The 24,708-nt window shown below is 39.4% G+C and carries 19 protein-coding genes; 8 read left to right on the top strand and 11 right to left on the bottom strand.

Going from position 1 to position 24,708, the window contains the following annotated elements; translation table 11 throughout:
- Window positions 1–8: 8 nt before the first annotated feature.
- The 5 genes from H5158_RS11510 to H5158_RS11490 all read left to right on the top strand — a co-directional run bounded on the left by H5158_RS11510 (window position 9) and on the right by H5158_RS11490 (window position 3,316).
- Window positions 9–1,271 carry a cyclopropane-fatty-acyl-phospholipid synthase family protein gene (locus H5158_RS11510; protein WP_182718657.1) on the top strand — a complete coding sequence of 421 codons (1,263 nt, stop codon included), beginning with the start codon at window positions 9–11 and terminating at the stop codon, window positions 1,269–1,271.
- Window positions 1,249–1,761, top strand: coding sequence for a DUF2878 domain-containing protein (locus tag H5158_RS11505; RefSeq protein ID WP_182718658.1), 513 nt, complete (start codon window positions 1,249–1,251; stop codon window positions 1,759–1,761). Before H5158_RS11510 ends, H5158_RS11505 begins: the two co-directional genes overlap by 23 nt.
- 44 nt (window positions 1,762–1,805) lie before the next feature.
- Window positions 1,806–2,297 (top strand): chalcone isomerase family protein, encoded by a 492-nt coding sequence (locus tag H5158_RS11500; protein ID WP_182740056.1) that lies wholly within the window; start codon window positions 1,806–1,808, stop codon window positions 2,295–2,297.
- A 1-nt stretch (window position 2,298) separates the two neighbouring features.
- The gene (locus H5158_RS11495) at window positions 2,299–2,832 is read left to right on the top strand and encodes a DUF3833 domain-containing protein (RefSeq protein ID WP_149980180.1); all 534 of its coding nucleotides are present in this window, start codon (window positions 2,299–2,301) and stop codon (window positions 2,830–2,832) included.
- Window positions 2,833–3,040: 208 nt separating this feature from the next.
- Window positions 3,041–3,316 carry an HU family DNA-binding protein gene (locus H5158_RS11490; RefSeq protein WP_145235830.1) on the top strand — a complete coding sequence of 92 codons (276 nt, stop codon included), beginning with the start codon at window positions 3,041–3,043 and terminating at the stop codon, window positions 3,314–3,316.
- A 69-nt stretch (window positions 3,317–3,385) separates the two neighbouring features.
- Here the strand turns inward: H5158_RS11490 and ilvN are convergent, their stop codons facing one another.
- Window positions 3,386–3,883: an acetolactate synthase small subunit gene (gene ilvN, locus H5158_RS11485; RefSeq protein WP_149980181.1), complete on the bottom strand. Its 498-nt coding sequence runs from the start codon at window positions 3,881–3,883 to the stop codon at window positions 3,386–3,388.
- Complete coding sequence (locus H5158_RS11480) at window positions 3,883–5,607, bottom strand: acetolactate synthase 3 large subunit (RefSeq protein WP_182740055.1); 1,725 nt, start codon at window positions 5,605–5,607, stop codon at window positions 3,883–3,885. Before H5158_RS11480 ends, ilvN begins: the two co-directional genes overlap by 1 nt.
- A gap of 543 nt (window positions 5,608–6,150) precedes the next feature.
- Here H5158_RS11480 and H5158_RS11475 point away from each other — a divergent pair.
- Window positions 6,151–9,183 (top strand): immune inhibitor A domain-containing protein, encoded by a 3,033-nt coding sequence (locus tag H5158_RS11475; RefSeq protein ID WP_182740054.1) that lies wholly within the window; start codon window positions 6,151–6,153, stop codon window positions 9,181–9,183.
- Between the two features lie 64 nt (window positions 9,184–9,247).
- Here H5158_RS11475 and H5158_RS11470 read toward each other — a convergent pair whose 3' ends face one another.
- The 6 genes from H5158_RS11470 to H5158_RS11445 all read right to left on the bottom strand — a co-directional run bounded on the left by H5158_RS11470 (window position 9,248) and on the right by H5158_RS11445 (window position 16,461).
- A complete protein-coding gene (locus H5158_RS11470; protein WP_182718661.1) occupies window positions 9,248–10,255 on the bottom strand; it encodes an isocitrate dehydrogenase in 1,008 nt (335 codons plus the stop codon).
- A 345-nt stretch (window positions 10,256–10,600) separates the two neighbouring features.
- A complete protein-coding gene (locus H5158_RS11465) occupies window positions 10,601–12,289 on the bottom strand; it encodes a hypothetical protein (protein WP_182740053.1) in 1,689 nt (562 codons plus the stop codon).
- A 10-nt stretch (window positions 12,290–12,299) separates the two neighbouring features.
- The gene (locus H5158_RS11460; protein ID WP_149980185.1) at window positions 12,300–12,683 is read right to left on the bottom strand and encodes a DUF3192 domain-containing protein; all 384 of its coding nucleotides are present in this window, start codon (window positions 12,681–12,683) and stop codon (window positions 12,300–12,302) included.
- A 69-nt stretch (window positions 12,684–12,752) separates the two neighbouring features.
- Entirely contained in the window at window positions 12,753–13,526 is a 774-nt protein-coding gene (gene xni, locus H5158_RS11455) for a flap endonuclease Xni (protein WP_182740052.1), read from the bottom strand.
- A 14-nt stretch (window positions 13,527–13,540) separates the two neighbouring features.
- On the bottom strand, window positions 13,541–14,884 hold the full coding sequence (gene ppnN, locus H5158_RS11450; RefSeq protein ID WP_149980187.1) for a nucleotide 5'-monophosphate nucleosidase PpnN: 1,344 nt from the start codon (window positions 14,882–14,884) through the stop codon (window positions 13,541–13,543).
- 41 nt (window positions 14,885–14,925) lie between these two features.
- A complete protein-coding gene (locus H5158_RS11445) occupies window positions 14,926–16,461 on the bottom strand; it encodes a diguanylate cyclase (protein ID WP_404687826.1) in 1,536 nt (511 codons plus the stop codon).
- A 217-nt stretch (window positions 16,462–16,678) separates the two neighbouring features.
- On the opposite strand from H5158_RS11445, the gene H5158_RS11440 reads away from it, so the two are divergent.
- The gene (locus tag H5158_RS11440; RefSeq protein WP_182718664.1) at window positions 16,679–18,463 is read left to right on the top strand and encodes a M61 family metallopeptidase; all 1,785 of its coding nucleotides are present in this window, start codon (window positions 16,679–16,681) and stop codon (window positions 18,461–18,463) included.
- Between the two features lie 21 nt (window positions 18,464–18,484).
- Here the strand turns inward: H5158_RS11440 and H5158_RS11435 are convergent, their stop codons facing one another.
- Window positions 18,485–19,285 carry a glycosyltransferase family 25 protein gene (locus H5158_RS11435; RefSeq protein ID WP_182718665.1) on the bottom strand — a complete coding sequence of 267 codons (801 nt, stop codon included), beginning with the start codon at window positions 19,283–19,285 and terminating at the stop codon, window positions 18,485–18,487.
- Between the two features lie 217 nt (window positions 19,286–19,502).
- Between H5158_RS11435 and H5158_RS11430 the strand changes: the two genes are divergently transcribed.
- Window positions 19,503–21,662 carry a S46 family peptidase gene (locus H5158_RS11430; protein ID WP_182718666.1) on the top strand — a complete coding sequence of 720 codons (2,160 nt, stop codon included), beginning with the start codon at window positions 19,503–19,505 and terminating at the stop codon, window positions 21,660–21,662.
- 150 nt (window positions 21,663–21,812) lie between these two features.
- Here the strand turns inward: H5158_RS11430 and H5158_RS11425 are convergent, their stop codons facing one another.
- Both H5158_RS11425 and H5158_RS11420 read right to left on the bottom strand, forming a co-directional pair.
- Complete coding sequence (locus H5158_RS11425) at window positions 21,813–24,230, bottom strand: PAS domain S-box protein (protein WP_182740051.1); 2,418 nt, start codon at window positions 24,228–24,230, stop codon at window positions 21,813–21,815.
- A gap of 230 nt (window positions 24,231–24,460) precedes the next feature.
- Window positions 24,461–24,708: transposase (locus H5158_RS11420; RefSeq protein WP_182740050.1), on the bottom strand; the 248-nt coding region annotated here is incomplete at its 5' end.

The following is a 24,708-nucleotide window of genomic DNA, read 5'->3' as shown; positions in this document are numbered from 1 at the left end:
GTCATGAGATGGAAAAAATATCCAGTTTAGCTGATAACGCATCAAGTAGCTTGTTAAGTAAGCTGTATAAAAAGTTAGTCATTGGTGCGTTTGATAGCATTGAAGTTGGCGCAATTACCCTAGTTGATGGTAACGACGTTCAACACTTTGGTGATCCTCAAAGTCACTTGCAGGCTAAAGTAGTTGTTAATAATCCGGCAATGTATAAAGCATTTGCGCTCTCTGGCAGTGTCGGAGCTGGCGAAGCTTATATTTTGGGCCAGTGGGAATGTACTAACTTAACTCAGTTGATTGAAATTTTTGCCATTAATCAGGCTCAACTGGACCAATTTGAACGTAAGTTTGCGTTTATTAGTAATCTTTACAATCGAATAAATCACCGTAAAAACAAAAATTCTGAGCAAGGTTCAAAGAAAAACATTGTTGCTCATTACGATTTAGGCAATGAGTTGTATTCATCATTTTTAAGCACTGAAATGCTTTACTCAAGCGCTGTCTACCCATCAAAAGATGCTTCTCTTGAGCAAGCACAAAGTCATAAGCTTGATTTAATCTGCCAACAAGTAGATTTACAACCCGGTGAAACGGTTATTGAAATTGGCACAGGGTGGGGAGCGTTTGCCATTCATGCTGCAACACATTATGACTGCCACGTTACTACTACAACTATTTCTGATGAGCAACATGCGTTTGTGGCAGAAAAAATTATCCAGTTGGGGCTTGAAGATAAGATAACCTTATTGAAACAAGATTATCGTTTACTCGAAGGCAGTTACGATAAGCTAGTGTCAATAGAAATGATAGAAGCGGTTGGTCATGAATACCTACCCAGCTTTTTCAAAAAATGTAATGACTTACTCAAAGACAGTGGTGCAATGCTGATCCAAGCAATTACAATTGCTGATCAACGCTATCAACATTACCTGAAAAATTCTGATTTTATTCAGCAGTATATCTTCCCTGGTGGTTGTTTACCGTGTATTGATGAAATGAATAAGCAAATAAAAAGTCAATCAGACATGGTGGTACACAGCATTAACGATATCGGCGTTCATTATGCAAGAACCTTAGCTGATTGGCGCACACGGTTTATCGCAAGCTGGCCAGAAATCGACAAAGTTAAGTTTGACCAGCGCTTTTATCGATTATGGTTATTTTACTTAGCTTACTGTGAAGGCGCATTTAGGGCGCGAGTAACCAGTACAGTGCATTTAGTTGCCCGTAAACCGCGTTTTAACCATTCAAGTGATGACATTGCGCTCAGTTATTAATTTTTTGCTGTTTCAAGGAGTGTGGTTTTTAGCATTATTCCTTGAGCAGCGCGCTATCATACCGATTTTATTAATCATCATAGTGATGTTATGTCTGTCGCAACAAAAGCAACAAGATATGCTGTTACTGTGCTATGGCTTAATGATCTCGTTAAGCTTTGAATATTTGATGGTTGAGGTTGGCTTTTTATCTTTTAGTATATCGCCCTTTCCATTGTGGTTTGTATTACTTTGGTGTGCTTTACTGTTAACCATCAATACATCAATGCAATTTTTGCATCGCACGCCTTGGTATTTAGCGCTGTTGCTCTGTGCAGTTTTTGCCCCCGCAAGTTATATTGCTGGTGCACGCTTTGGGGCGTTAGAGGTTCATCCTGTAGTTTGGCAATTTTGGCTTATATATGGTTTAGCTTGGTCGTTTATGTTCAATTTTATCAGGATTATAAATACATACAGCAAAAAGTACCTGTTAGTTTCTGAACATAAATGAACATACAGGTGTAACTATTTAACTTAGAAATTTGGAGTCCGGTAATGATAGCAAGATTAACTAAAGGGCTAATTATTTTAAGTGTATTGGTATGCAGCCGAAGCTTTGCTGCTGATTTTAAAGTGGTCGGTGAGGCTCGTTTTGAGTATCTATTTTGGGATGTTTATCAGGCGCAGTTAGCAACCCCATCGGGGAGCTATCAGTTTAGCAATCACCCCACTAAACTGACATTGACCTATTTACGCGATTTTGCTGCCAAGGACATAATCAAAGCGACGAACGAACAATGGCAGCATTTGGGCAAAAAAGAGATCATTAAAAAATACGATGCACAGTTAGCTGCGCTTTGGCCGGATATCAAAAAAGGTGAATCGCTATCGTTCATTACGGATGAAAATGGTATTGGCACATTTTATTTTAATGATAAAAAGCTAGGGGCTATAGAGCAAAGTGGTTTTGCGGATGACTTTTTAGCTATTTGGCTTGATGCTAATACCTCTGAGCCACAGATGCGAAAACAACTAATAGGGCAATAACATGAAGCGAATTACTATATTATTTTTACTTAGTTGCACATTTTTATTAAGTAGCTGTGCTGCGCCAGATGTTGAGTATTACCAAGGAAGTCAGCCAGAATTTAATTTTAAACAATTTTTTAATGGCAAATTGAAAGCCTATGGCGTTGTCCAAGACTTTAAAGGTGAAGTAACCCGTAAGATGGTCGTTGACATGAATGCGAGTTGGGATGGCAATAACGGCGTTATAGAGGAAGATTTCGTTTACGACGATGGTGAAACCCAACGCCGAGTGTGGAAAATAACACTCAATGCTGACAATACTTTAACTGGCACTGCAGGTGATGTGATAGGTATCGCGAAAGGAAAAAGTAATGGCAGTGTATTTCATTGGCAATATACCCTTAAATTACCCTATGGAGATGACACCATTGAAGTTAATTTAGATGATTGGATGTATCTGGTAACACAATCGCGCTTGATTAACCGTACAGCTATTGATAAGTTTGGCATTGAGGTTGGGGAAGTGACCTTAGTTATCGAAAAAGTTGAATGATAAACAAATTGTCATATTGATTTATTAAATACTGCTTAAATTCATTGTTGGTTAATCTTTAAATCAATATTTATTTCGGCAATTATTTAAAATTTACTCATTTTTTAAGAATTTACGCGAAAAAAGCATTTTGCTGTTGCCAATACTTAAAAAATGCATAAAGATAGGTTTTGCGAAGGCAAAATAATAACGAATAGGAATTTAACAAATGAATAAAGCTCAATTAGTTGAAAAAATCGCTACTGATGCAGAAATCTCTAAAGCAGCAGCTACACGTGCACTTGACGCATTCACTGGTGCTGTTACTTCTTCTTTAAAAGAAGGTAATTCAGTTGCACTAGTTGGTTTTGGTACTTTCTCTGTAAAAGAGCGTGCTGCACGTACTGGCCGTAACCCACAAACTGGTGCCGAAATCCAAATTTCAGCGGCAACTATCCCAAGCTTTAAAGCAGGTAAAGGTCTTAAAGATCAAGTTAATCCTTAATCAATTAGATTGGTTAAATAAAAAAGGGCTAATTAGCCCTTTTTTTGTATCTACTCATTAATCTAAGGTTTAAGCTTTTAGTGCTTTATCACCGCGGCCAATACCTACCGCACCAGAGCGTACAACTTCAATTATGTCTGTCTCATGACGTAAGGTATCTAAAAACGATTCAATTTTATCTGTGCTACTAACAAGCTGCAATGTGTAGCTGTTGCGACCCATGTCTAAAATAGCACCTTGGAATACATCGACCACTCGCGTTACTGCCGCTCTTTTAGCTTCATCTTGAGCGAATACTTTTACTAATAGCAGCTCACGTTCAATATGCGCCATTTCAGTTAGATCAATAATCTTTAATACATCTACTAATTTATTAACCTGTTTAGTGATTTGCTCAACCACACGGTCATCACCCATGGTAGTGATAGTAATACGTGATAAAGAATGATCGTCTGTTGTGCCAACGGTTAAACTATCGATGTTGTAAGCTCGTTGTGAGAATAGGCCAACAATACGCGACAATGAGCCTGGTTCATTCTCAAGTAAAATAGATAATATACGACGCATTATGCTTTCACTCCTTTACGTAACCACATTTCATCAACTGCTCCAAGCTTAATTTGCATTGGGTATACATGTTCATTTTCATCAACAAGAATATCTAAAAACACCAAACGGTCAGTGATCGACATGGCTTTATCGATTGCCGGCTGTAGTTCATCAAGAGTATTAACGCGAATACCGACATGGCCATAACTTTCAGCAAGTTTGACGAAATCAGGTAACGATTCCATATACGACGATGAGTGACGACCGCCATAGACCATATCTTGCCATTGACGCACCATACCCAGAGAGCGGTTATTCAGTGACACCACTTTTACAGCCAAGTTATATTGTAAACATGTCGAAAGTTCTTGAATGTTCATTTGAATCGAACCATCACCGGTGACACACACTGACTCTTTATCCGGGAACGCAAGTTTTACTCCCATTGCCGCTGGCAGACCAAAGCCCATAGTGCCAAGACCCCCTGAGTTGATCCATTGGCGCGGGTTTTTAAACGGGTAGTACTGCGCCGCAAACATCTGATGCTGACCTACATCAGAGCTTATATAGGCATCACCATTGGTAGCTTTATAAATTGCTTCAATGACGGCCTGAGGCTTTATATTATCGCCCGCGGTGCTGTAGCTTAAACATTTTTGTTCACGCCAGCTAATGATCTGACGCCACCAATCTTCTTGAGCACTACGATCAATTTTGATTGGACTTTTATCTATGGCTGTCTGTAATTGCTCAAGTACGGTTGATAAACAACCGACGACTGGAATGTGGGCTTTGATCGTTTTTGAAATAGAGGTCGGATCAACATCAACATGAACAATCGTCGCATTGGGACAAAATTTCTTCACGTTATTGGTTACCCTGTCATCAAATCGGGCGCCTAGAGCTAAGATCACATCGGCATTTGCCATCGCCTTATTTGCTTCAAGGCTCCCGTGCATACCTAGCATACCAACGAAATTAGGGTGAACCCCGGAAATACCGCCCAATCCCATTAAGGTATTAGTGATTGGTGCATTGAGTGATTCAACCAAATGAGTCAGTTGCTCTGAAGTGTTAGAAATAATAATCCCGCCACCAGAGTAAATGACCAGTTTTTTAGCTTCTAAAATAGCGGCAACGGCTTTGCGAATTTGCTTTGGGTGGCCTTTGGTATTTGGGCTATAGGTTCTTAGCTCTGTGGTTGCTGGAAACTCAAAATCAAATTTAAGTGCAGGGTTTAACATATCTTTTGGCAGTTCTACGACCACAGGACCTGGGCGTCCAGTACTTGCAATATAAAATGCTTTAGCCAAAATTTTAGGAATATCTTTTGCGCTACGACAGTTAAAACTGTGTTTTACGATTGGCCGAGAGCAACCAACAATATCGGTTTCTTGAAATGCATCATCACCAATTAAGTTAGTCGGCACTTGACCGGATAGCACTACCATAGGAATAGAATCCATATAGGCTGTAGCGATCCCCGTGATACAGTTTGTCGCACCTGGACCTGATGTTGCTAATACTACGCCCACTTCACCTGTGGCACGTGCATAACCATCAGCCATATGGGTTGCTGCTTGTTCATGACGAACTAAAATATGCTCAACATCATCTTGCTGAAATAATGCATCATAAAGATCTAATACTGAGCCACCGGGGTAGCCAAATATATATTTTACCTTCAATGCCTTTAATGCCTGAACAACTAGTTCGGAGCCATTATATTGTTGTGTACTCATCCTCATTCCTCTGTGTGCCTGTTACCGATTGATTATTATCATGAGTAATAATGTGCTATTGCACGCACTCCCCATTTATTCTGTGCAATTACCGTATAATTTAAATGCATAAAAAAACCCCCGCTTAGGGCGGGGGTTTTTAAAAAGCTATTTCACCTTCTAATACATCCCCGCTGGGCTTAAAACTAAGACCAGTACGAGTACAGTGACTAGGTGAAATTGATATTTCATAACGTTATTTTTCTTCTCGGTATTTGTTATATAAGTTCAAATGAGTTATTGCGCTGAGATAGCCGAATAACTCATTTAGTCTACAAATTTAATAGTCTTATTTTTAAAGGTTTTGCCAGCTAATGTCAACAGCCAAAACGGCAATGTTGCATTAAAATTCCAAATTAATTGTTTTTATATTTAAAAGTTGCTTTAAATTGCATTTTTAACCGTTAAAAGCAAAGAAATTATGCTTTTTTGAAGCGTGGCGATATTCACTGTATATCTATAAATGTAATGTAAGTATATAAATTATTCGCTATTATTATCGTTATGGAGTTGTTGATAGGTGATCCTGTGAAATACTCACAATTGTTATGTGGCCTGACTTTGGCATTGTTAAGTCAACAGAGTGTGGCAAAACCACAAAATAGTAGCCCAACTGATATTGGGGTCGTTAACAAAGAGCGAATTTTATATTGGTTAGATAAACGCGGGCAGCTTGACGATAAAATAGCGCATGACAAATTATTGTCTGATTATATTGGCCGTGGTGAATCGATGCATTCACGTCGGCAGCTTAACCCTCAAGTTTTAACCCAACAACGAAAAATGGCTCAGCGCTTAGCGAGTGTGTCTTCGCAGTTACCTAACTCGACGCACAATACCGTAAAAGTGTTGGCTATATTGGTTGATTTTCCTGACTTACCTCATGATGATAATGGCTTAGCCGCAGTTGATAGCGATATGTACTACTCAAGCTATAGTCAGCAGCATTACCAACAAATGTTGTTCGCTACTGATGGTTACTCAGGTCCACAGCAGCAACCGTTGCAAACAGCGTATCAATACTATCAGCAAGCCTCAGGGGAAAGCTTAGCATTTACGGGTCAAGTTTATGGCTGGGTAACAGCCGATAATGATGCGAAAAGTTATGGGGCTCGCCAAGGGGGTAATAATGATATTGATGCCCCTAGTTTAGTGCATGAAGCGGTAGAAAAAGCCGTAGCCAAATTTAATATTAATTTAGCCGATTATGATTTAACAGATTTGGATGATCGTGATGGTGATGGGATCACCAATGAACCTGATGGGATTATTGACCATGTTATGATTTTCCACTCGAGTATAGGTGAGGAAGCCGGTGGTGGCGTAATGGGTACTGATGCAATTTGGTCACATCGTTTTTATGTGTACGACCAAAACAATCAGCCAAGTGCGGTTGATGGCAGTAGTATTCGTTTATTTGGTTATACTATAAATCCTATCGATGCTGGTATTGGCGTGGTGGTACATGAGTTTGGTCACGACTTAGGTTTGCCTGATGAATATGATTTAACCGGCAGTGCGCTGGGGGAGCCAGTTGCGCTTTGGTCTGTGATGTCTGGTGGTAGTTGGGCAGGCTCACCTCGTGGCTCACAGCCGGTGATGTTCAGTCCTTATGCACTCGAGTACTTACAAAACCGTTATCAAGGAAACTGGCTTAATCAAACGACGATATCGTTAGACGAAATCGATACCAATCAACAGCAAATACTTCGCCATAGTAGTGGGGTATCAACTGAATTAAACCAGTTAAAAATCACCCTACCAACCAACTTACAACCGTTTTATCAAGCAGTAGAAGGGCACTTGCAATACTACTCTGGCAGTGGTGATAATGTTTCACAAAGTATGACATATACAGTTAATTTACCAGCAAGTACGCAGCCTACTTATCTTGATTTAAGTGCCTATTACAGCATTGAAACGGATTATGATTATGCTCAAGTATTAGTAAACGCACAGCCTATTGCTTCGCAATATACTCAAGCAGTCAATCCATTTTATGGAGACATTGGTCCATATATAACAGGGTCTTCAAGTTCAGTAAATGACGCTCAGCAGCCGAATAATTATTTACGGCATCGTTTTGACTTATCAGCTTATGCTGGTCAAACAATCACACTTAGTTTTAACTATAAAACGGACACTTATACTCATTATTTTGGTCTAGTGGTTGATGATATGACCATTAGCCAAGGTGATACTTTCGTTTGGCAAGATAATGCAGAGCAGTCAACACAAGCACAACTTGATGGCTTTAGCCGAGTGGGGGATCACATCTATGCAAAACCACACAATTACTATTTACAGTTACGTAGTTATTTAGGAATAGATAGTGGTTTACAAGTTGAGCAGTATTCACCGGGTTTATTACTTTGGTCTGCTAATGAACAGTATACAGATAATAATACTCCTGAGCATATTGGTGAAGGGTTTATATTGGTTGTTGATGCCGATCAAAATGCCATTGCAAAAGGTAATAGCAGCGCACCTGCCAGTACTACGATTCAGTTAAGAGATGCTGCTTTTAGTCTTTATGATCAGCGCCAAGGTTTAGGCGATACGCAGTTAACAGCAATCACTGAGTTTAATGATAATAATGATTACAGTTTTGCCACGCAACCGGCCTCTGGTGTAAAAGTTTCAACGTTTGGTTTTAATTTTTCTATTGTTGAGCAAGCGATTAATAATAGCTCAATTGAATTGAATTTAGGCTATACACCACAGTCTGGGATCAATGTAATTACTAATGATCTCGAAGCGAGTTTTGAAATTAAAGGAATGGCGTTGACCCCAACCGATAGTTTTAACTGGCAGTTTGGTGATGGACAAAGTAGTGATGAATTGAATCCAAATCATAAATTTGCCGATTACGGTAGTTACACTGTGGGTTTTACTCGTACTAATGAACAAGGGCAGCAGTTTCAAGAATCGATGACTTTTGTGCTTACTGCGCCGTTATCAATTTCTAGTGTGGATACCAGTATAGAGAAAGGCAATGTTACTGCAAAAGTCACTGTATCAGGTGGTCAAGCACCTTATGACTATGCATGGCAATTAGGTGATGGCTCAACTGCGAAAGGGCAGAGCATTAACTACCGCTATGAATACAGTGGCGATTATACCTTGAGCGTTATTGTAACTGATGCAAATGGCGCTATGCAGTCTTTTGCAACCCAAGTGTCGGCAGATGTATTACTTACAACACAGGCCAGTTACAGTGCAAAAGATTTGCTGGTTAATTTTAACAGTGATACCAAAGGCGGGTTTAATAATTACACTTACAGTTGGGATTTTGGAGATGACAGTGCTGTAAGCCAACGTGCTAATCCTACACATACTTATAGCCAAGCGGGAAGTTATACGGTGACACTGATCGTGACTGATACCTCTGCAAAAGGCATAAAAAACACCTTACCGTCTAGCAAGCTTATGGTAACAGTGCAAAAACAAGTTGCCAGTTCAGGCTCCAGTGGCGGAAGTATATTTTGGTTATTGTTACTGCTACCGCTCAGTTTTCGAACAAAGAGGCAAGCATAAACTAAGTGACAAAAAAGCCAGTAAATACTGGCTTTTATTATAATGCTAATAATCTAGGTTTGGTTTATAAACGGTCGATAACAGCTTGAGTGAAGTCAGTAGTACCGTGACTGCCACCTAAATCGCGAGTGGTACGATCACCCGATTTAATTACGTCAGCTACAGCACTGCGAATACGCTCTGCAGTTTCGCCCATTTCTAAATGCTCTAACATTTGAATAGATGCCAAAATAACAGAGGTTGGATTTGCTAAGTTTTTACCAGCAATATCAGGTGCGCTGCCATGAACTGCTTCAAAGATTGCTGCATCTTCACCGATGTTAGCGCCAGGTGCCATACCCAAACCGCCTACTAGACCAGCACATAGATCAGATAAAATATCACCAAACAGGTTTGTAGTAACGATAACGTCAAACTCTTCAGGGCTCATTACCAGTTTCATACAGGTTGCATCAACAATCATTTCAGTTGATTCAATTTCAGGATAACGCTCAGCAACTTCACGAGCTACTTTTAAGAATAAACCTGAAGTTGATTTTAAGATGTTAGCTTTGTGAACCGCTGTCACTTTTTTACGACCTTCACGCACGGCTAGTTCGTAGGCAAAAGTAACGATTTTTTCAGCACCTTCACGGGTGATCATAGACATTGCTTGTGCTTCGTTGCCATCTTCTGATGTCACTTGGCCTAAACCTGAATACATACCTTGCGTATTTTCACGTACCGTGATGATATCAATGTCTTCATAACGTGCTTTGGTGCCAACAAATGACTTTACTGGGCGTACATTGGCGTATAAACCAAACTGCTTTCGTAATGTTACATTGATTGAAGTAAAACCTTCACCAACTGGCGTAGTTAGTGGGCCTTTAAGAGTAATTTTATTACGCGCAATAGTATCAATGGTATCTTGTGGTAATAATTCACCGGTCTTTTCTAGGGCTGCAAGACCTGCATCAACGAATTCATAATCAAAATCGCACCCTGCGGCTGTTAAGATCTCAAGGGCTGAATCAATAATACTCGGACCGATGCCGTCGCCTTTGATCACTGTGATGGTTTGTTTGGCCATGAACTTTTCCTATTACGAGTTAGAAATGCACGTAAATGTGACGCATTATTATACCAATCGACTTAAATATTTAACCATTCTAGCGTGCTAAATAAAGCGCTAACTGCGTTATGAATTTCTCAAGTAGAACAACTACATGTCGAAATTTATGCCTTGTTATCACTCTATTTATCTGTCGCTATAAATGGCTAGTAACTTAACACGATTGGTATTAAGCGATTACTTGTTAGATTATTTACGTGAATGAGTTTGAAAATACAAGCGGCTTTTATAGCAATTTATTCAACTTTTTGCCAGTAAAACCCACGAAAACGCACTAAATTAGTCACTATGTCTAATAAATATTCATACGCTATTGCTTAAACCTAGGCTTGGTAGCTGTGCATAAAAATCCTCGCTGGACTGCCAATCTAAGCGTTTTAACACTTGCTCAAAAGTGTGTGTTTGCCAACTACTTTGTATTACGTTGGGTTGATACACCTTAATAACGACGAGTTTTATTGCAACCCATAATTGTGCCTCTGCAGATAAGTGTTGTTTTTTTTGCTGCTCTGCATCTAAGAGCGCTTGTGTCCATGGATTGTCACCAAGCAATTCAAGTAAATAAGCCGATAAATGCCCACTATCATGAATCGTGACACCAAATAGCCACGCAAACGGCATACTTACATCACTTTTAGGTGAGTGTTCATACACTGTCTTACGGCTAATTGTGGTGCTACAGTATTCAATCAAATAATTAACGTAACCATAAATAGGCAAAGCGAGGTGCTCGAACTGGTTGTGTTGATCACGACTTACCAGCTGGTTTAATAAACTTATTATTGCCTGTAAGCGTAATTGTATATGTTGCATTAATGGATGTGCTTGGTAGTTTACTAATTGCTCAAAGAGCACCCGTTGAATGATCGCTGGTGCATTGTATAAGCCGACCATTGATAAACAATGGCGTAAATCTTTGCCTGCTAGGTGCTCTTTATTATAAGGCTTCACTGCTTCACGAAGTAACTCAATTGTCGCTGGATGATTGTTGAGTAATTTAGCAAGGGCACTGTATGAGTATTCTTGTTGTATTTTAACTTGGCTTATCAGCATCAGTAATTGTTGTTTTTCAAAGTTTACAATTTCAACAGGGGGGGCTATGTGCTCATTGAACCATACGCTAAACAATAATCGCTTGTCTTTACTTGGGCGTTGTTTTGAATGTGATTCTAGCTTTGCCTTAACGCTATACCATTTGGTTTTTTGCTGCTCATGCAATGCAATTAATAAATCCCGTTGCTGGTGGTTTTTACCAATATAAGTGAGCTGCTGATCGCTATAATTAACTAAAGAGCCTGGCAGGTAAGGGCCAAAATGACCGATTAATGCTTTTAATGCTTGTTGGGCAAACAGGTTAGGAGTACGGATATAAATATCAGCCACTGCCTTATAGATATCAATATGATCATTTTGGGTACGATAGGTAATGTTCATCGCAATAATATTTGCTAACGCAACTAACGTCGTTGGTCCATCATAGATCATGATTTTTGGCGTGCTTAGCAAGGCCTGCTTATACTTATTTAAGCGCGCTAAAATACACGCAATATGGTCAGTGGGAACGTTAGCTGATTGCAGTAATTTTACTGCTAGCTGATGACGCGACTGCCATTGCTTTTTTTCTTGTTGGGTAAGAGGTTGGCGCAGGGCCAGCTTATTAGTTTGTGTTTGCACACATAAATAGTTAGTTAAACACACACAAATAAGCAATTGGCTGATTTTACTGTCGTAACTTAAACTGCGACAAAATGCGGCGACAATGACACATTGATTGACCACTAAGTTGGTTGTATAACCTTGTGTTTCTGCATATAGAGTAAGCTGGGCTTGTAGTGCATTTGGATGTGAATCATAGAGTTTATAATATTGCTCAGCTAGTTGTGTCAACAGCGGATAAATTTGTGGCCACTGACTTTTATTATTATAACGCCTTAATATTTGGTGAGTTTTTTCAAATAGGCTGGCAAGATCTTGTGCGCAGAGTGCATCCATAAGTAATTAATTACCCGCGTTGCTCAAATGCATCAAATGCACTTGGGCCCCACAAAATCAATTCGCCATTTTTAAACAGTAAACCAGTACACTCATCCATAGTCGTGATCCCATCTGATTTGATATGTTGAGTACGGTAAAAAATAATTTGCCATACTTCCTCTTTATCACGTTTCGCGAATGTTAGATCAGGACTGCCTAAATACTCTAAAACTGTGTTTAAGTTAGTCGGTGTTTCGACACTTAATTTAGCGATATAACGTTTATTGAACGCTTCTCGGTCTTGCCAGATCATCGCCTGTGGATCATCTTTATAAAAAGTAATGACCAAAGTAGCGATCAAGGCGTATACACCCAAACCTAATATGAGATAGCGAAAAACCTTCTTAAACATTGTGCACTCTTACGCTGAGACTTAAATTTAGTATACGCATAGTTCAAATCCAGTGCTACGTGAATGCGATTAATTGAGCCTTAACTGCTTTAAACTAAAGCCTAAGTTAATATCTGTACGTAAACCAACCAAATGTTTAGAGGTAATATAGTCAGCCATTCCTGTCGCTAACTTTTTACGAACTGCTGTAGAGAGCGTTTCATCCTCTACCGCCAATGTTATATCTGCGTGCTTACTAATAATCTCTTGTGCTGTTTTAGTACCAATTCCCTTAATACCCGGAATATCATTGGTTTTATCACCAGCCATTGCCCAAAAATCAATTAATCGAGCTTGCTCAACACCAAAACGTTGTACGATAGAGTGATGATCTAAATATTCTTTTTTAAAATAATCATACACATTAATATAATTATTTAAGCTAGGTAAAAACCCTTTATCAGTGGAGATAATTGTACTATGCAACTGATTTTGCGCCACTTTATCGGCTAATGTCGCGATAATATCATCAGCTTCATCATTTACTGGGGCAAACACCACAATACCCGTTTGCTCAATCGCCTGTTTAAATTTATCTAATGAATTTTTCAGAGTTTCAGGCATGGGGGCACGGCTGCTTTTATATTGAGCGTAATAATGATACCGCCAGCTTTTATCACCATCAAATACAGCAATAGCATGCGTTGCTTGGGTGATCTTTATAAGTTTTTCACAAGCGTGAGCTACCCGCGCGCAGCAGGTATTTATCATTTGCTCATCACTGCCTTTGTTTTGATTACTATCAACTGCATAAATGCGCCTAATTAAATTAAGCGCATCGATTAAAAGTAACTGACCTGACACGAATACATTAACCCTTATGCTTTGACTTCATAACATGGAACATATTGACTGCCTGGGAGCTTCATCCTTCCTTGCTCAACAAATGCTTGCAGCAGTTTGTCCATGGCTTTCATTAAAGTCGGCTCACCGCTAATGATAAACCGGCCATGTTGTTTAATGGCTTGTATGCCTTCGTCTTTAACATTCCCAGCAACAATACCTGAAAATGCACGGCGCAAATTAGCGGCTAGTAATTGTTTTTCTTGGTCTAAATGTAAATCAAGCCCAGCCATATTGGCATGAGTTGGCGCGAAAGGTTGCTGAAATTCATTTTCAATTTTTAACGTCCAGTTAAAGTAATATGCATCGCCCTGACTCTTGCGGTAATCACGCACATTTGCCATTGCAGATTTGAGTTTGATCCCAACTAATTCTGGGTTATCAATAATAACTTCAAATTTATCAAGCGCCTCCTTACCTAACGTCATTTCAATGAACTGGCATAATTCGCTAAAGTAATTTTCACTTTCTTTCGGCCCAGTTAAAATAACCGGTAACGACTGTTTGGCATTATCAGGGTGAAGTAAAATGCCTAGTAAATACAATAACTCTTCAGCAGTGCCAGCGCCGCCAGGGAAAATAATTATAGCGTGGGCGGTGCGTACAAAGGCTTCAAGGCGCTTTTCAATATCTGGTAAAATAACCAGTTCATTGACGATCGGATTTGGTGGCTCTGCGGCAATAATACTTGGCTCTGTTAAGCCCAAATAACGGTTATTGGTGTTGCGTTGTTTTGCATGTCCAATGGTTGCACCTTTCATTGGACCTTTCATTGCACCGGGGCCACAGCCAGTACAAATATTTAAGCCACGTAAACCAAGCTCATAACCTACTTGTTTAGTGTATTTATATTCGTTTTCATTAATGGAATGACCACCCCAGCAGACAATCATACTTGGATCGCTATTAACGCGAAGCGCTGCGGCATTTCGCAACATATCAAAAACCATATGAGTAATGGCTTTTTGTTCGGTTAAATCTTTTTCGTATTTTTGACAAATAAATAAAATATCACGAATAACAGAGAAAATATGTTCGTGGATCCCAGTGATTATTTCACCATCAACAAAAGCCGTAGTCGGAGGATTGAGTAGTTCAATTTTTATGCCTCGCTCACGGCTTAATAAGCGAATATCAAAATCTTGATATTTATTGTAAATCTCTGAGCTGGAGTCAGTATGACTGCCAACATTGAGAACAGCTAGCGCACAGTTTCTAAATAATTTATAACGCTCACTGGTAGACGATTGCTCTAATAAATCAACTTCGAGCTGCGACAGTAAATCTAACACACCTGTCGGGTTTAACTGTATTAACATAGGCGTTCTCCTTGCTATAAAAAGCACTAGGTCGGTCGCTGTTATTTATTGATACACAAGCGATCACGACCGGTATTTTTTGCTTTGTAGAGAGCATCATCGGCGCGGTCAAAAGCGCCCAATGGGGTATCACCTTTTTTAAACTGCGTGGCACCGACGGAAACTGTTATCTCTACTTGTTTATCTCTGAACTTAAACGGAATCCCTTTCACCGCTTTTCTTAGTTTTTCAAGAGGTTTTTTGGCATGCTCTAAGGGCATACCTGGCATTAATAAAACAAATTCTTCACCGCCATAGCGGGCTATGAAATCAGATTTACGAATTGACATTTGCAGCGCTTTGGCAATCACTTGTAACGTTTTATCCCCCGCGCTGTGACCATATTTATCGTTGATAGACTTAAAGTGATCAACATCAATCACCACTAAGGTGACATCGGATTCTTGTACTGCAAACAAATGAAATTCGTGATGAAAGCGTTCGTCAAATGCGGCTCGGTTTGGCAGTTTGGTAAGGCCATCAAGCAAACTTTTAAAACGTTGCTCATGCAGGCGTTTTTTATATTTAGATAATTTAGTTTCAAGGCTGCCAATGCGTTGATTGATCTCTTGAAAACTGTTTAGCAACATATCGCGATCTTGCTGCTCGAGGCGCTCTTTTTCAATTAAGTCTTCACTTAACGATTTTAATTCGTTATCAACTAAGGCTTTTAATGATGAAATTGAAGTAGCATTTTGGGTTTGTGCTGTCAGATTGTTAATTTTATCTTCAATGCGCTTATTTAATGCAGTAAATTCAGCCCCCATTGCTTCTGAATGTTTACTTGTAGAAACAATTGAGTGGTGTAATTCTTCAAGCGTTTGGTTCAATGACACTAAAAAGCTTTGTGCAGATTGACGCTCTTTACTGATATTGTTGGCAATGATGCGAATAATATCGATTGCAGAGGTCAATAAATCATCCACTGAATCGGTTTCAGAGATATTATTTTTGATGGTTTTTACTTGATCTGCAGCTTCATCTTCAAATACTAAATCATTAGCTAAATTGAGTAACTCTTTTGCTAAATTAGGTTGCACAGCAGTTTGCTGGCATTCAGGAATAGTCAGTTTTACTTGTAAGGCTTGATGATAAATCGTCACTAAACGATTAAGGAGTGGAATGAAATCCCGCGTCGATTGCACATTATTCAGTTCATGATCCAGTAAATGACGCAATGTTCTGCGTGCATCATCTGGTAACCCTTTGGTTTTCTGCAGTAACTTGCCAGCATCGAGCACACTGTTATGAAGTTCACGCTGATGTGTGGCCTGTTGTGCTTCTTGATTTTTTAGCAGTGTAAGAATTTCATCGATCTGTGGCGCGAATAATTCAAAATCGACCCCTTTAGCCAGCGCACTACGAAACTTAGCTAAGCGATTATCAAGTTCAATGTCCATACCTTTACAGCTTAACGATAACTTAGCTGCAAAGTGTGTCAATGTGTCTACTTGATGCTTACGTGCATGTTCAACTACCATACGAGTATCAATGGCTTGTTTAAGTTTTTTATTTAAAACTTCGAGCTGTTGTGACACTAATAGTTACCGCCATTGATTAAATCTTACATGGTTGTAAGTTTACAACAAAAATTGCACAAATGTAGTCAGTAAGTCAAAAACTTAGCATTTGTTGATGATTTTTATTCATCGAACCTATCTGCACGTGTATTTATCGCTTTTAATTCACATTTTCTATCATCATTGTTAGGCTCACGCATAATAAAATCACTTGATATATGAATTAAGAGCCTCTATGAAAAAGTTTTTAGCATTATCGGTATTAGCCGCTTTATCTCACTCGGCATGGGCCGATGTTAATTATTCACTTGCTGTTACTCAACCTGAACATCATTTAGGCAACGTTAGCGTAGAATTTCCACAAACGGCACAAGCACATTTAGATGTAAAGTTGCCAGCTTGGCGAACAGGTCGTTACGAAATTTTGAACCTTGCAAACGGTGTGCGTTTTTTTGAAGCAACAGGCGATAATGGTAAAGCATTAAAATGGGAAAAAATTGATGCCAGTACATGGCGGGTACATTTAGATAAACCAACAGAAGTTAAAATTGATTATCAAGTGTATGCTAATGAGTTAGGTAAACGTGCGCGCCATATTGATGATAGCCACGCATTTATAGATGCATCAGGCTTTTTTATGTTTAGTGAATCATTTCGTCAAGAGCCAGTGACGGTTAAGCTAGATGTACCGAAAGCATGGCGCTCAGTATCGGGTATGGATAATGCAGGCTCAAAACATAGCTTTAAAGCCGCAGATTACGATGTATTAGTTGATTCGCCGATTGAAACGGGTATTAATGAACTCCATAAATTTGCCGTAGATGGCCGCGATTATGAATTAGTGATCTGGGGCAAGGGCAACTATGATGTTGAGCAAATGCTTGAAGATCTTAAGAAGCTGGTAGCAACAGGCAATATTATTTGGGATGCTTACCCGTACCAACGTTATGTATTTATGGTACATGCAACCTCAGGGGCAGGTGGTGCCACCGAGCATTTAAACTCAACGATTATTCAGCGTCCGCGTGACCGTTTTGGCTCGCGTGAAGACTATCTTGCATTTATTAGCACCGCAGCACATGAATTTATCCATACTTGGAACGTAAAAGCATATAGACCTGAAGGTTTAGTTCCTTACGATTACACGCATATTAATTACGATAAACTATTATGGATAGCGGAAGGTTCAACCAGTTATTTTGAAGATCATTTAATGGTGCGCTCAGGGATTGCCACGACGGATGAATTTTTAAACGTGTTAACGAAAACCGTCAACCGTCATTTATCATCGCCTGGGCGTGAGGTACAAAGCGCCACCGAAACCAGTTTTGATAAATGGATAAATCAAGGTGGTGACCATGCTCGTAACTACAGTACTAATATTTACTCAGAAGGTTCATTGATTTCGATGGCCCTTGATATTGATTTACTTGAGAACAGCCAAGGTAAGCAAAGCTACCGTGATATTCATCGTGCACTTTACAATCAATATAAAATGCCGCATGGCTTTACTGCAACTGACGTGAAAACTATTTTAAAACAGTTAACGGGCCGCGATTACAGCCAGTGGTGGGCAAATAATGTTGATGCACCAGCAGATATTGATTTTGACGCACTGTTTAAAAAAGTAGGCTTAATGTTAGAGCGTCCAAAAGATGCAAAAGCCGTTGCCAGTGTTGATGCGATGGCAAAAAATACCGGTGAGTTATTAACTTTAACTCATGTGCGTCGCGATGGCGCTGCATGGCAAGCGGGTTTGACCAGCGATGACAAAATTGTGGCAATTAACAAAAAGCATGTTGGTAAAGATTTAAAATCAAGCTTAGAAACATTTAAAGCAGGGGATAAAGTAACCATTGATTTTATCCGCCGTGATGCACTGCAAAGCACCACAATAACGCTAGCACAAAGCTTTGATAAAGATAAAAAGCTAGTTGCTGACAAACAGGCAACTGCACAGCAAATGGCATTATTTAAAGCATGGATGGGTGTAGAGCACCCAAACCTCGTTAAAAAATAAATACTATTTAATGATGCTAGGTTATGAGTAAAAAGGAGCTGCGGCTCCTTTTTTGCATTTAGGAGTAGTGGGTAAAGCACGCTTAGTTTGGGCAATAAATGCCGCCGTTGCAAAGTGATTGTTTACCGCACTACGGAGTTGCTGACCTTTACGCGCTAAAAACGATTTCTTTTCGCGCGCATTACTACGCGATTTGATATCACTTACCTGCTCACAATCTTGGGAGAATGGATACGGTAGTAATGAATAGCCAGCGACTTGAGTTTCCCAAATATGTTGTAGATCACAATCAACAGGGCGAGCAAACGTTTTAGTGGCAGCTAATAATTGTTTTGCACCTTGATAACTGATTGCAGTAGCACAACATCCTGTCATCAACTTTTTATGGATCACTAATCGTTGCTCAAACTGCAACGGTATCTGATAGGCGATTTTGCGAGTACGGTTTTGATAAGCTGAGAGTTTTATAAGTTGCCAAGCAAGCGGTAATTGCTCAATATTTTTAATTGCACTACCGATACTTGAATCTAAGATAAAGTCATCTTCGAGCACAATTGCGTAATCAAGTTTTCTATCGACAATGGTTTGCCACGCTTTGCGATGGCTCAAATAACAGCCAATCTGCCCAGCACTGAGCGGGTAGTGATATTCTTGTGTATTGAGGCTAGGACTGTAATTAATTTCTTTTTGTGCTTGCGTGAGCATGGCGCCATCAATTGCATCTATACGCTCAAAACTTAGCCCATGTGCGGTTAATTGTCGCTGGCTGTTTGCCAATCGCTCGGTTGAGCGAGCGAGGTTGATCAAAAAAATAGCAGTCATAGTTAGGCCGTGCATTACTAATAGTATTTAAATCCTAACGATTGAAAATGACTAAATGATTGCATTGTTGTGTTGTTTTTATTGCTAACAGAGCTCGATGAAATATTTGTTTTCAGTATTTTGTTACACAATAGTGTGGCTATTTTGTCGCAGAAATATTGACCTTGCTAAGGCTGCACGCGTAACCTGTTATAGAAACAATAAAAAGGATTAAAAAATGCGTTTAAAACCACTCATAGCATCACTTGCTATTGTAGTATCGGGCTCAACATTTGCTGATGAAGGCATGTGGCAACCACACCAACTTCCTGATCTAGAATCAATTCTGAAAGCCAAAGGATTAGAAATTGATGCAAAATCGATTTCTAAATTAACCGAGTTCCCAATGAATGCAGTGATAAGCCTTGGTGGCTGTACCGCATCATTTGTATCGCCAAAAGGGCTGGTGGTTACCAATCATCACTGTGCTTATGGTTCGATTCAATATAACTCAACACCAGAGAACAATATTTTAGAAAATGGTTTTTTAGCAACAACACCGGCTGAAGACTTACCAGCGGCACCCGGCTCTAGAGTGTATGTAACTGAAACAGTTACCGACGTGACCAAAAAAGTAATAAAAGGCACTGAAAAACTCAGCGCCAAAGCGCGCTACGACGCGCTAGAGAAAAACGAAAAAGCATTAGTGTCAGCATGTGAAGCTGACGATAATTATCGCTGTAATGTGTATTCATTCCACGGTGGTCTAGAGTTTTACTTAATCAAATCACTAGAAATTAAAGATGTACGCTTAGCATACGCGCCTGCCATGGGCGTAGGTAAGTACGGTGGCGATATCGATAACTGGATGTGGCCGCGCCATACCGGCGACTTTTCATTTTATCGTGCATATGTAGGTAAAGACGGCAAACCAGCTGAATTTAGCGAAGACAATGTACCTTATGTGCCTGACTCATATTTAAGCGTCAGTGCTAAAGGCGTCCAAGATGGCGACTTTGTTATGGTAGCAGGCTATCCTGGGCGCACTAACCGTTACCGCATTGCTGCTGAAGTTGATTATGTATTTAATACCAGCTATCCCAAATCACGCGAGCATAATTCAAAATATGTGTCTTTAATTGAAGAGAATTCAGAAGATGGCAGCAAAGCGCGTATTGCTTATGAAAGCACTATTGCGGGTTACAATAACTATATTAAAAACTACGGGTCAATGATAGAAAGCTTTAATAAAGGCACTATGTATGAACGTAAAAAGCAATTTGAACAAGATCTCACTGCGTGGATAAACAGCGACCGTAAGCGTAAAAAACAATACGGTAAAGTGTTAAATGAACTGTCGGCGCTAGTCGCTCAATCGCAACAGCACAATGATCGTGATCGTATGCTTGGCTATGTACACCGCTCACAAATGATCAGTACCGCACGTAGCTTATACCGCTTAGCGTATGAGCAACAAAAACCTGATAGCGAACGTGAATCTGGCTATCAAGAACGCGATTTACCACGCTTTGAAGCCGGTTTAAAGCGCATGAGTCGCCGTTTTGATGCAAACGTTGATAAAGCCATTTTATTACATTTTTTAGAGCTTTATGCTGCGTTACCTAAAGAAGAGCGTTTTGCAGAAGTAGATAAAGTTTTTGAATTAGAAAATGGCTTCGATAAAACCAAGCACAGTGCACTATTAGCAAAAATGTATGCTAATTCAACGCTAGATAATGAAGACGTTCGTATCGCGTTATCTACGCAATCATTTGCTGAACTTGAACAAAGCCAAGATGCATTTATGCAATACGCGAAGGCCATCTTTGCCGTAATGAAAGCTGAAGAAGACAAAGACAAAGCACTTGCCGGTAAACTACAAGCGGCGCGTCCACAGTTAATGAGTGCTATCATAGCGTTTAATGAAGCACAAAATAAACCTGTGTATGCAGATGCGAATAGCACATTACGTGTAACGTATGGCACTGTTGGAGGCTATTCACCGCAAGACGGTTTGATAGCAACACCGTTTACATCACTTGAAGGGCTACTTGCAAAAAACACCGATGTTGATCCATTTAACGCGCCTGAAAAACTGCAACAGCAAATCAAGGCTAAAATATTTGGTGATTACACCGGTGGCATGAATACCGTACCAGTTAACTTTTTATCAAACGTAGACACGACTGGAGGTAACTCAGGTTCACCAACACTTAACGGTAAAGCCGAACTGGTAGGCTTACTGTTTGATGGTGTGTACGAAAGTATTATTGGCGATTGGGATTATAACCCAGCACTTAATCGTTCAATCCACGTTGATTCACGTTACATGCTGTGGGTGATGGATAAAGTAGATAACGCACAAAACCTATTAGACGAAATGAAAATCGTAAAATAAGTAATCAGTAAAATAGTAGGGCGCTTACCATAACGGTAAGCGCCTTTTTTAATAAGTATAATTTGTAATGACTTATGTCTACTTTTTGCTATGAGCGGAAGTTGATTTGCCGAAGCCGAACTGGCAATAAAGCACAAACAAAGCAAGTACTTACTTTATAAATGAGCTCAGAACACCGTATAGGGTAGCAATATCAATTGGTTTTGCTATATGTGCATCAAATCCTTGGCTTAAATAATCAGCAACGTCATCAATCATTACATTTGCGGTTAGTGCAATTATCGGTATATGCTTATTGAAATTAATGATATTTTTCATTGCTTCAACACCATTCATTTCAGGCATTTGTATATCCATAAGTATCAAATCAAAGTCCTTTTCTTTAGCTGCTTCTACTGCCTGTTTACCGTTAACTACAATAGTTAATGATGCATTAGTGCCTTCGAGCATTGACTGAATGACAATTTGATTGATTTCGTTATCCTCAGCAATCAGTATTTTCTTTCCCCTCAACGGCGGCGGAGTCATAGATTTTTGTACGAAAGAGCTGACACTCTTATTGGTTATAGTTAATGGTAATATGACTCTTATAGTGGTGCCTCTACCCACATTGCTTTTTACATCGATAGTGCCTCTCATCATAAGAATAAGACTGAGGGTAATCGACATACCCAGCCCAGTTCCACCAAATTTACGTGTTGTTGAGTTGTCTGCCTGTGAAAAACGATCAAATATACGAGCTTGAGCTTCCTCACTCATTCCAACTCCTGTATCAGCCACTTCAAGACTAATAGCCTGCTTTTCTTGGTAAAGAGTTTCGCTCAAGTGAATGTTTACGCTACCCTTTTCAGTAAACTTAACAGCATTCGACACAAGATTGAGTAATATTTGCTTAACACGGACAATGTCTCCTAACCAGTGATCATTAAAATTTTCATCAATATTACTGACAAGTTTAATACCCTTATTACTGACTATGCTGTCCACTTCAAATTTCACAGATTTAATTATATCGCTAATCGAGAAAGGCTCTTGCTCTAGGCTTAGTTTATTGCTCTCTATCTTTGAGTAATCCAAAATATCGTTGATAATGGTTAACAGCGATTTAGAAGACGATACTGCATTTTTAAGCATTACTTTGGACTTGGCATCGAGATACTCAGTATTGACCATCTGCAGTCCGCCTAAAATTGCATTCATAGGCGTACGTATCTCATGGCTCATATTTGACAAAAATTCACTTTTCGTTTGGGTTGCCTGCTCAGCTTTTTGCTTAGCTACTTCTAGCTCATTTATCGCATTTATTTTATCTGTAATGTCGTAATTTACACCGATGACTTTTAGAGCGTTGCCATCATTATCTCTAATAACTTCTGCGCTAGCTTTGATTGTTCTTACCTGCCCGTTTGGATGTACTACTCTAAACTCTGGATTAAAAGCACCTAAACCTGATACGGCATCCTCTAATTGTTTGTTAGACTCTTCCATATCATCAGGGTGAAGACTATGAGTCCAAGCTTCATAAGCACCAGAAAAACAATTCTCTGTAATGCCATACAGCTTGTACATCCATTCATCCCAGATTAATTCTCCCGAAATGACATCCCACTCCCACACACCAATTTGAGCTGATTCATTTGCCAATTTCATTCTCAGAGAACTGGTTTCAGCTTGGTTTTTTGCTATTTGTAATTCGGTTTCTATCTGTTTCTGATGGGAAGTATCTTGGATGACAGAGCAAATCAGCTCATCGCCATTTGCACTCTTAATTATAACGCCCGACAATTGTACGGGGTATTCATAACCCTTTTTATGAATATATTCTTTATAGTAAGGTCCGTAACGGCCTGTTTCTGAGAGGGATTTTAGTTGTTCTTTTTCTTGTTCTTCGTACTTTTTTGGTGTCAACTTCCAATAGTCCATTTGATTTAGTTCGTCTTTGTCATAACCACTAAAACGACTCAGTTCCTTGTTAACATACTCAAATAAACCATTATCTAACCTATTAATTGCAATGCCTACCGGCGCTAAGCTAAAAAACTGTTCAAATTTTTCTTTTTCCTCATTGAAAGCGTAGCTAATTCGTTCTATGTCTGTTGAAGCACTATGCAATTTGTTTTGCGTCTCAACTAATTCACTAATATCTCTACCTATGGCTAAAATAAAAGCATCACCATCCACATTTAATACAGTCAGAGATACAAGGCATGGAAAAGATGAGCCGTCTAATCGAGAGTGAACCCACTGAAACAGCTGTGGCCCTTTAGTCAGAGTATTTTCAATGTGTTCTGCGGCTATTTCCTCTGAACGTCTGCCACATGGTTGATACTCAGGTGAGATATCAGAAGGCTTTAAATTAATAAAGTTGTCTTTACTTTCCACGCCGTGCATATTGATTGCAGCTTGGTTACATTCTGTGAATTTACCAGATTTCAGATCGATTATTGATAGTGCGTCCCCAGATACTTCAAACAACTTCTTATACTTTATATTTTCAGCTCTAGCGTTTGCAAGCTGAACTTTAAGCTGGTCAATCTCCGCTTCGAGATCGTTTGTGGGATTACTCATAAGAACTCACTGTTAATTGTGTTTTTTCTTTTCCTATATATAACAATAGCTATAGTCCATTTTTTGTAAAAACAGAAGTTTTAAATAGAGAGTATTGAGTGGCTATTTCCTTATAGCACCGTTTGACGAGAATCAATATTTTTTCAAATAGCTACAAACTACGAGAAGATAATTATAGTTGGCTGTAATGATAAGTGAAAAATACAACGTAAGCGTATAGCTAACGACACCTAGCTTTGCTTAATGTTCCAAGGTAGCAGTGGCTCAAGGTTATCTGGCTGCTCAGCAAGGCGCTGTAAGCAAGTAGACATATAGTCATGCACCACAAGGTCATTTGCCTTTGCGGTTTCAATAAGACTATAAAGTATAGCGCTGGCATGAGCACCATTGCAGGTATTTGAGAACAACCAGTTTTTTCGCCCTATTACGAACGGTTTTATAGCTCGCTCTGCACGGTTATTATCAATACTGAGCCTGC

It is taken from the genome of Pseudoalteromonas sp. SR45-6 (genome assembly GCF_014163545.1).
Taxonomy (GTDB): Bacteria; Pseudomonadota; Gammaproteobacteria; order Enterobacterales; family Alteromonadaceae; genus Pseudoalteromonas; species Pseudoalteromonas rhizosphaerae.
Note: the sequence above shows the minus strand (reverse complement) of the source record. Positions and strands in the feature narration are given on the sequence as shown.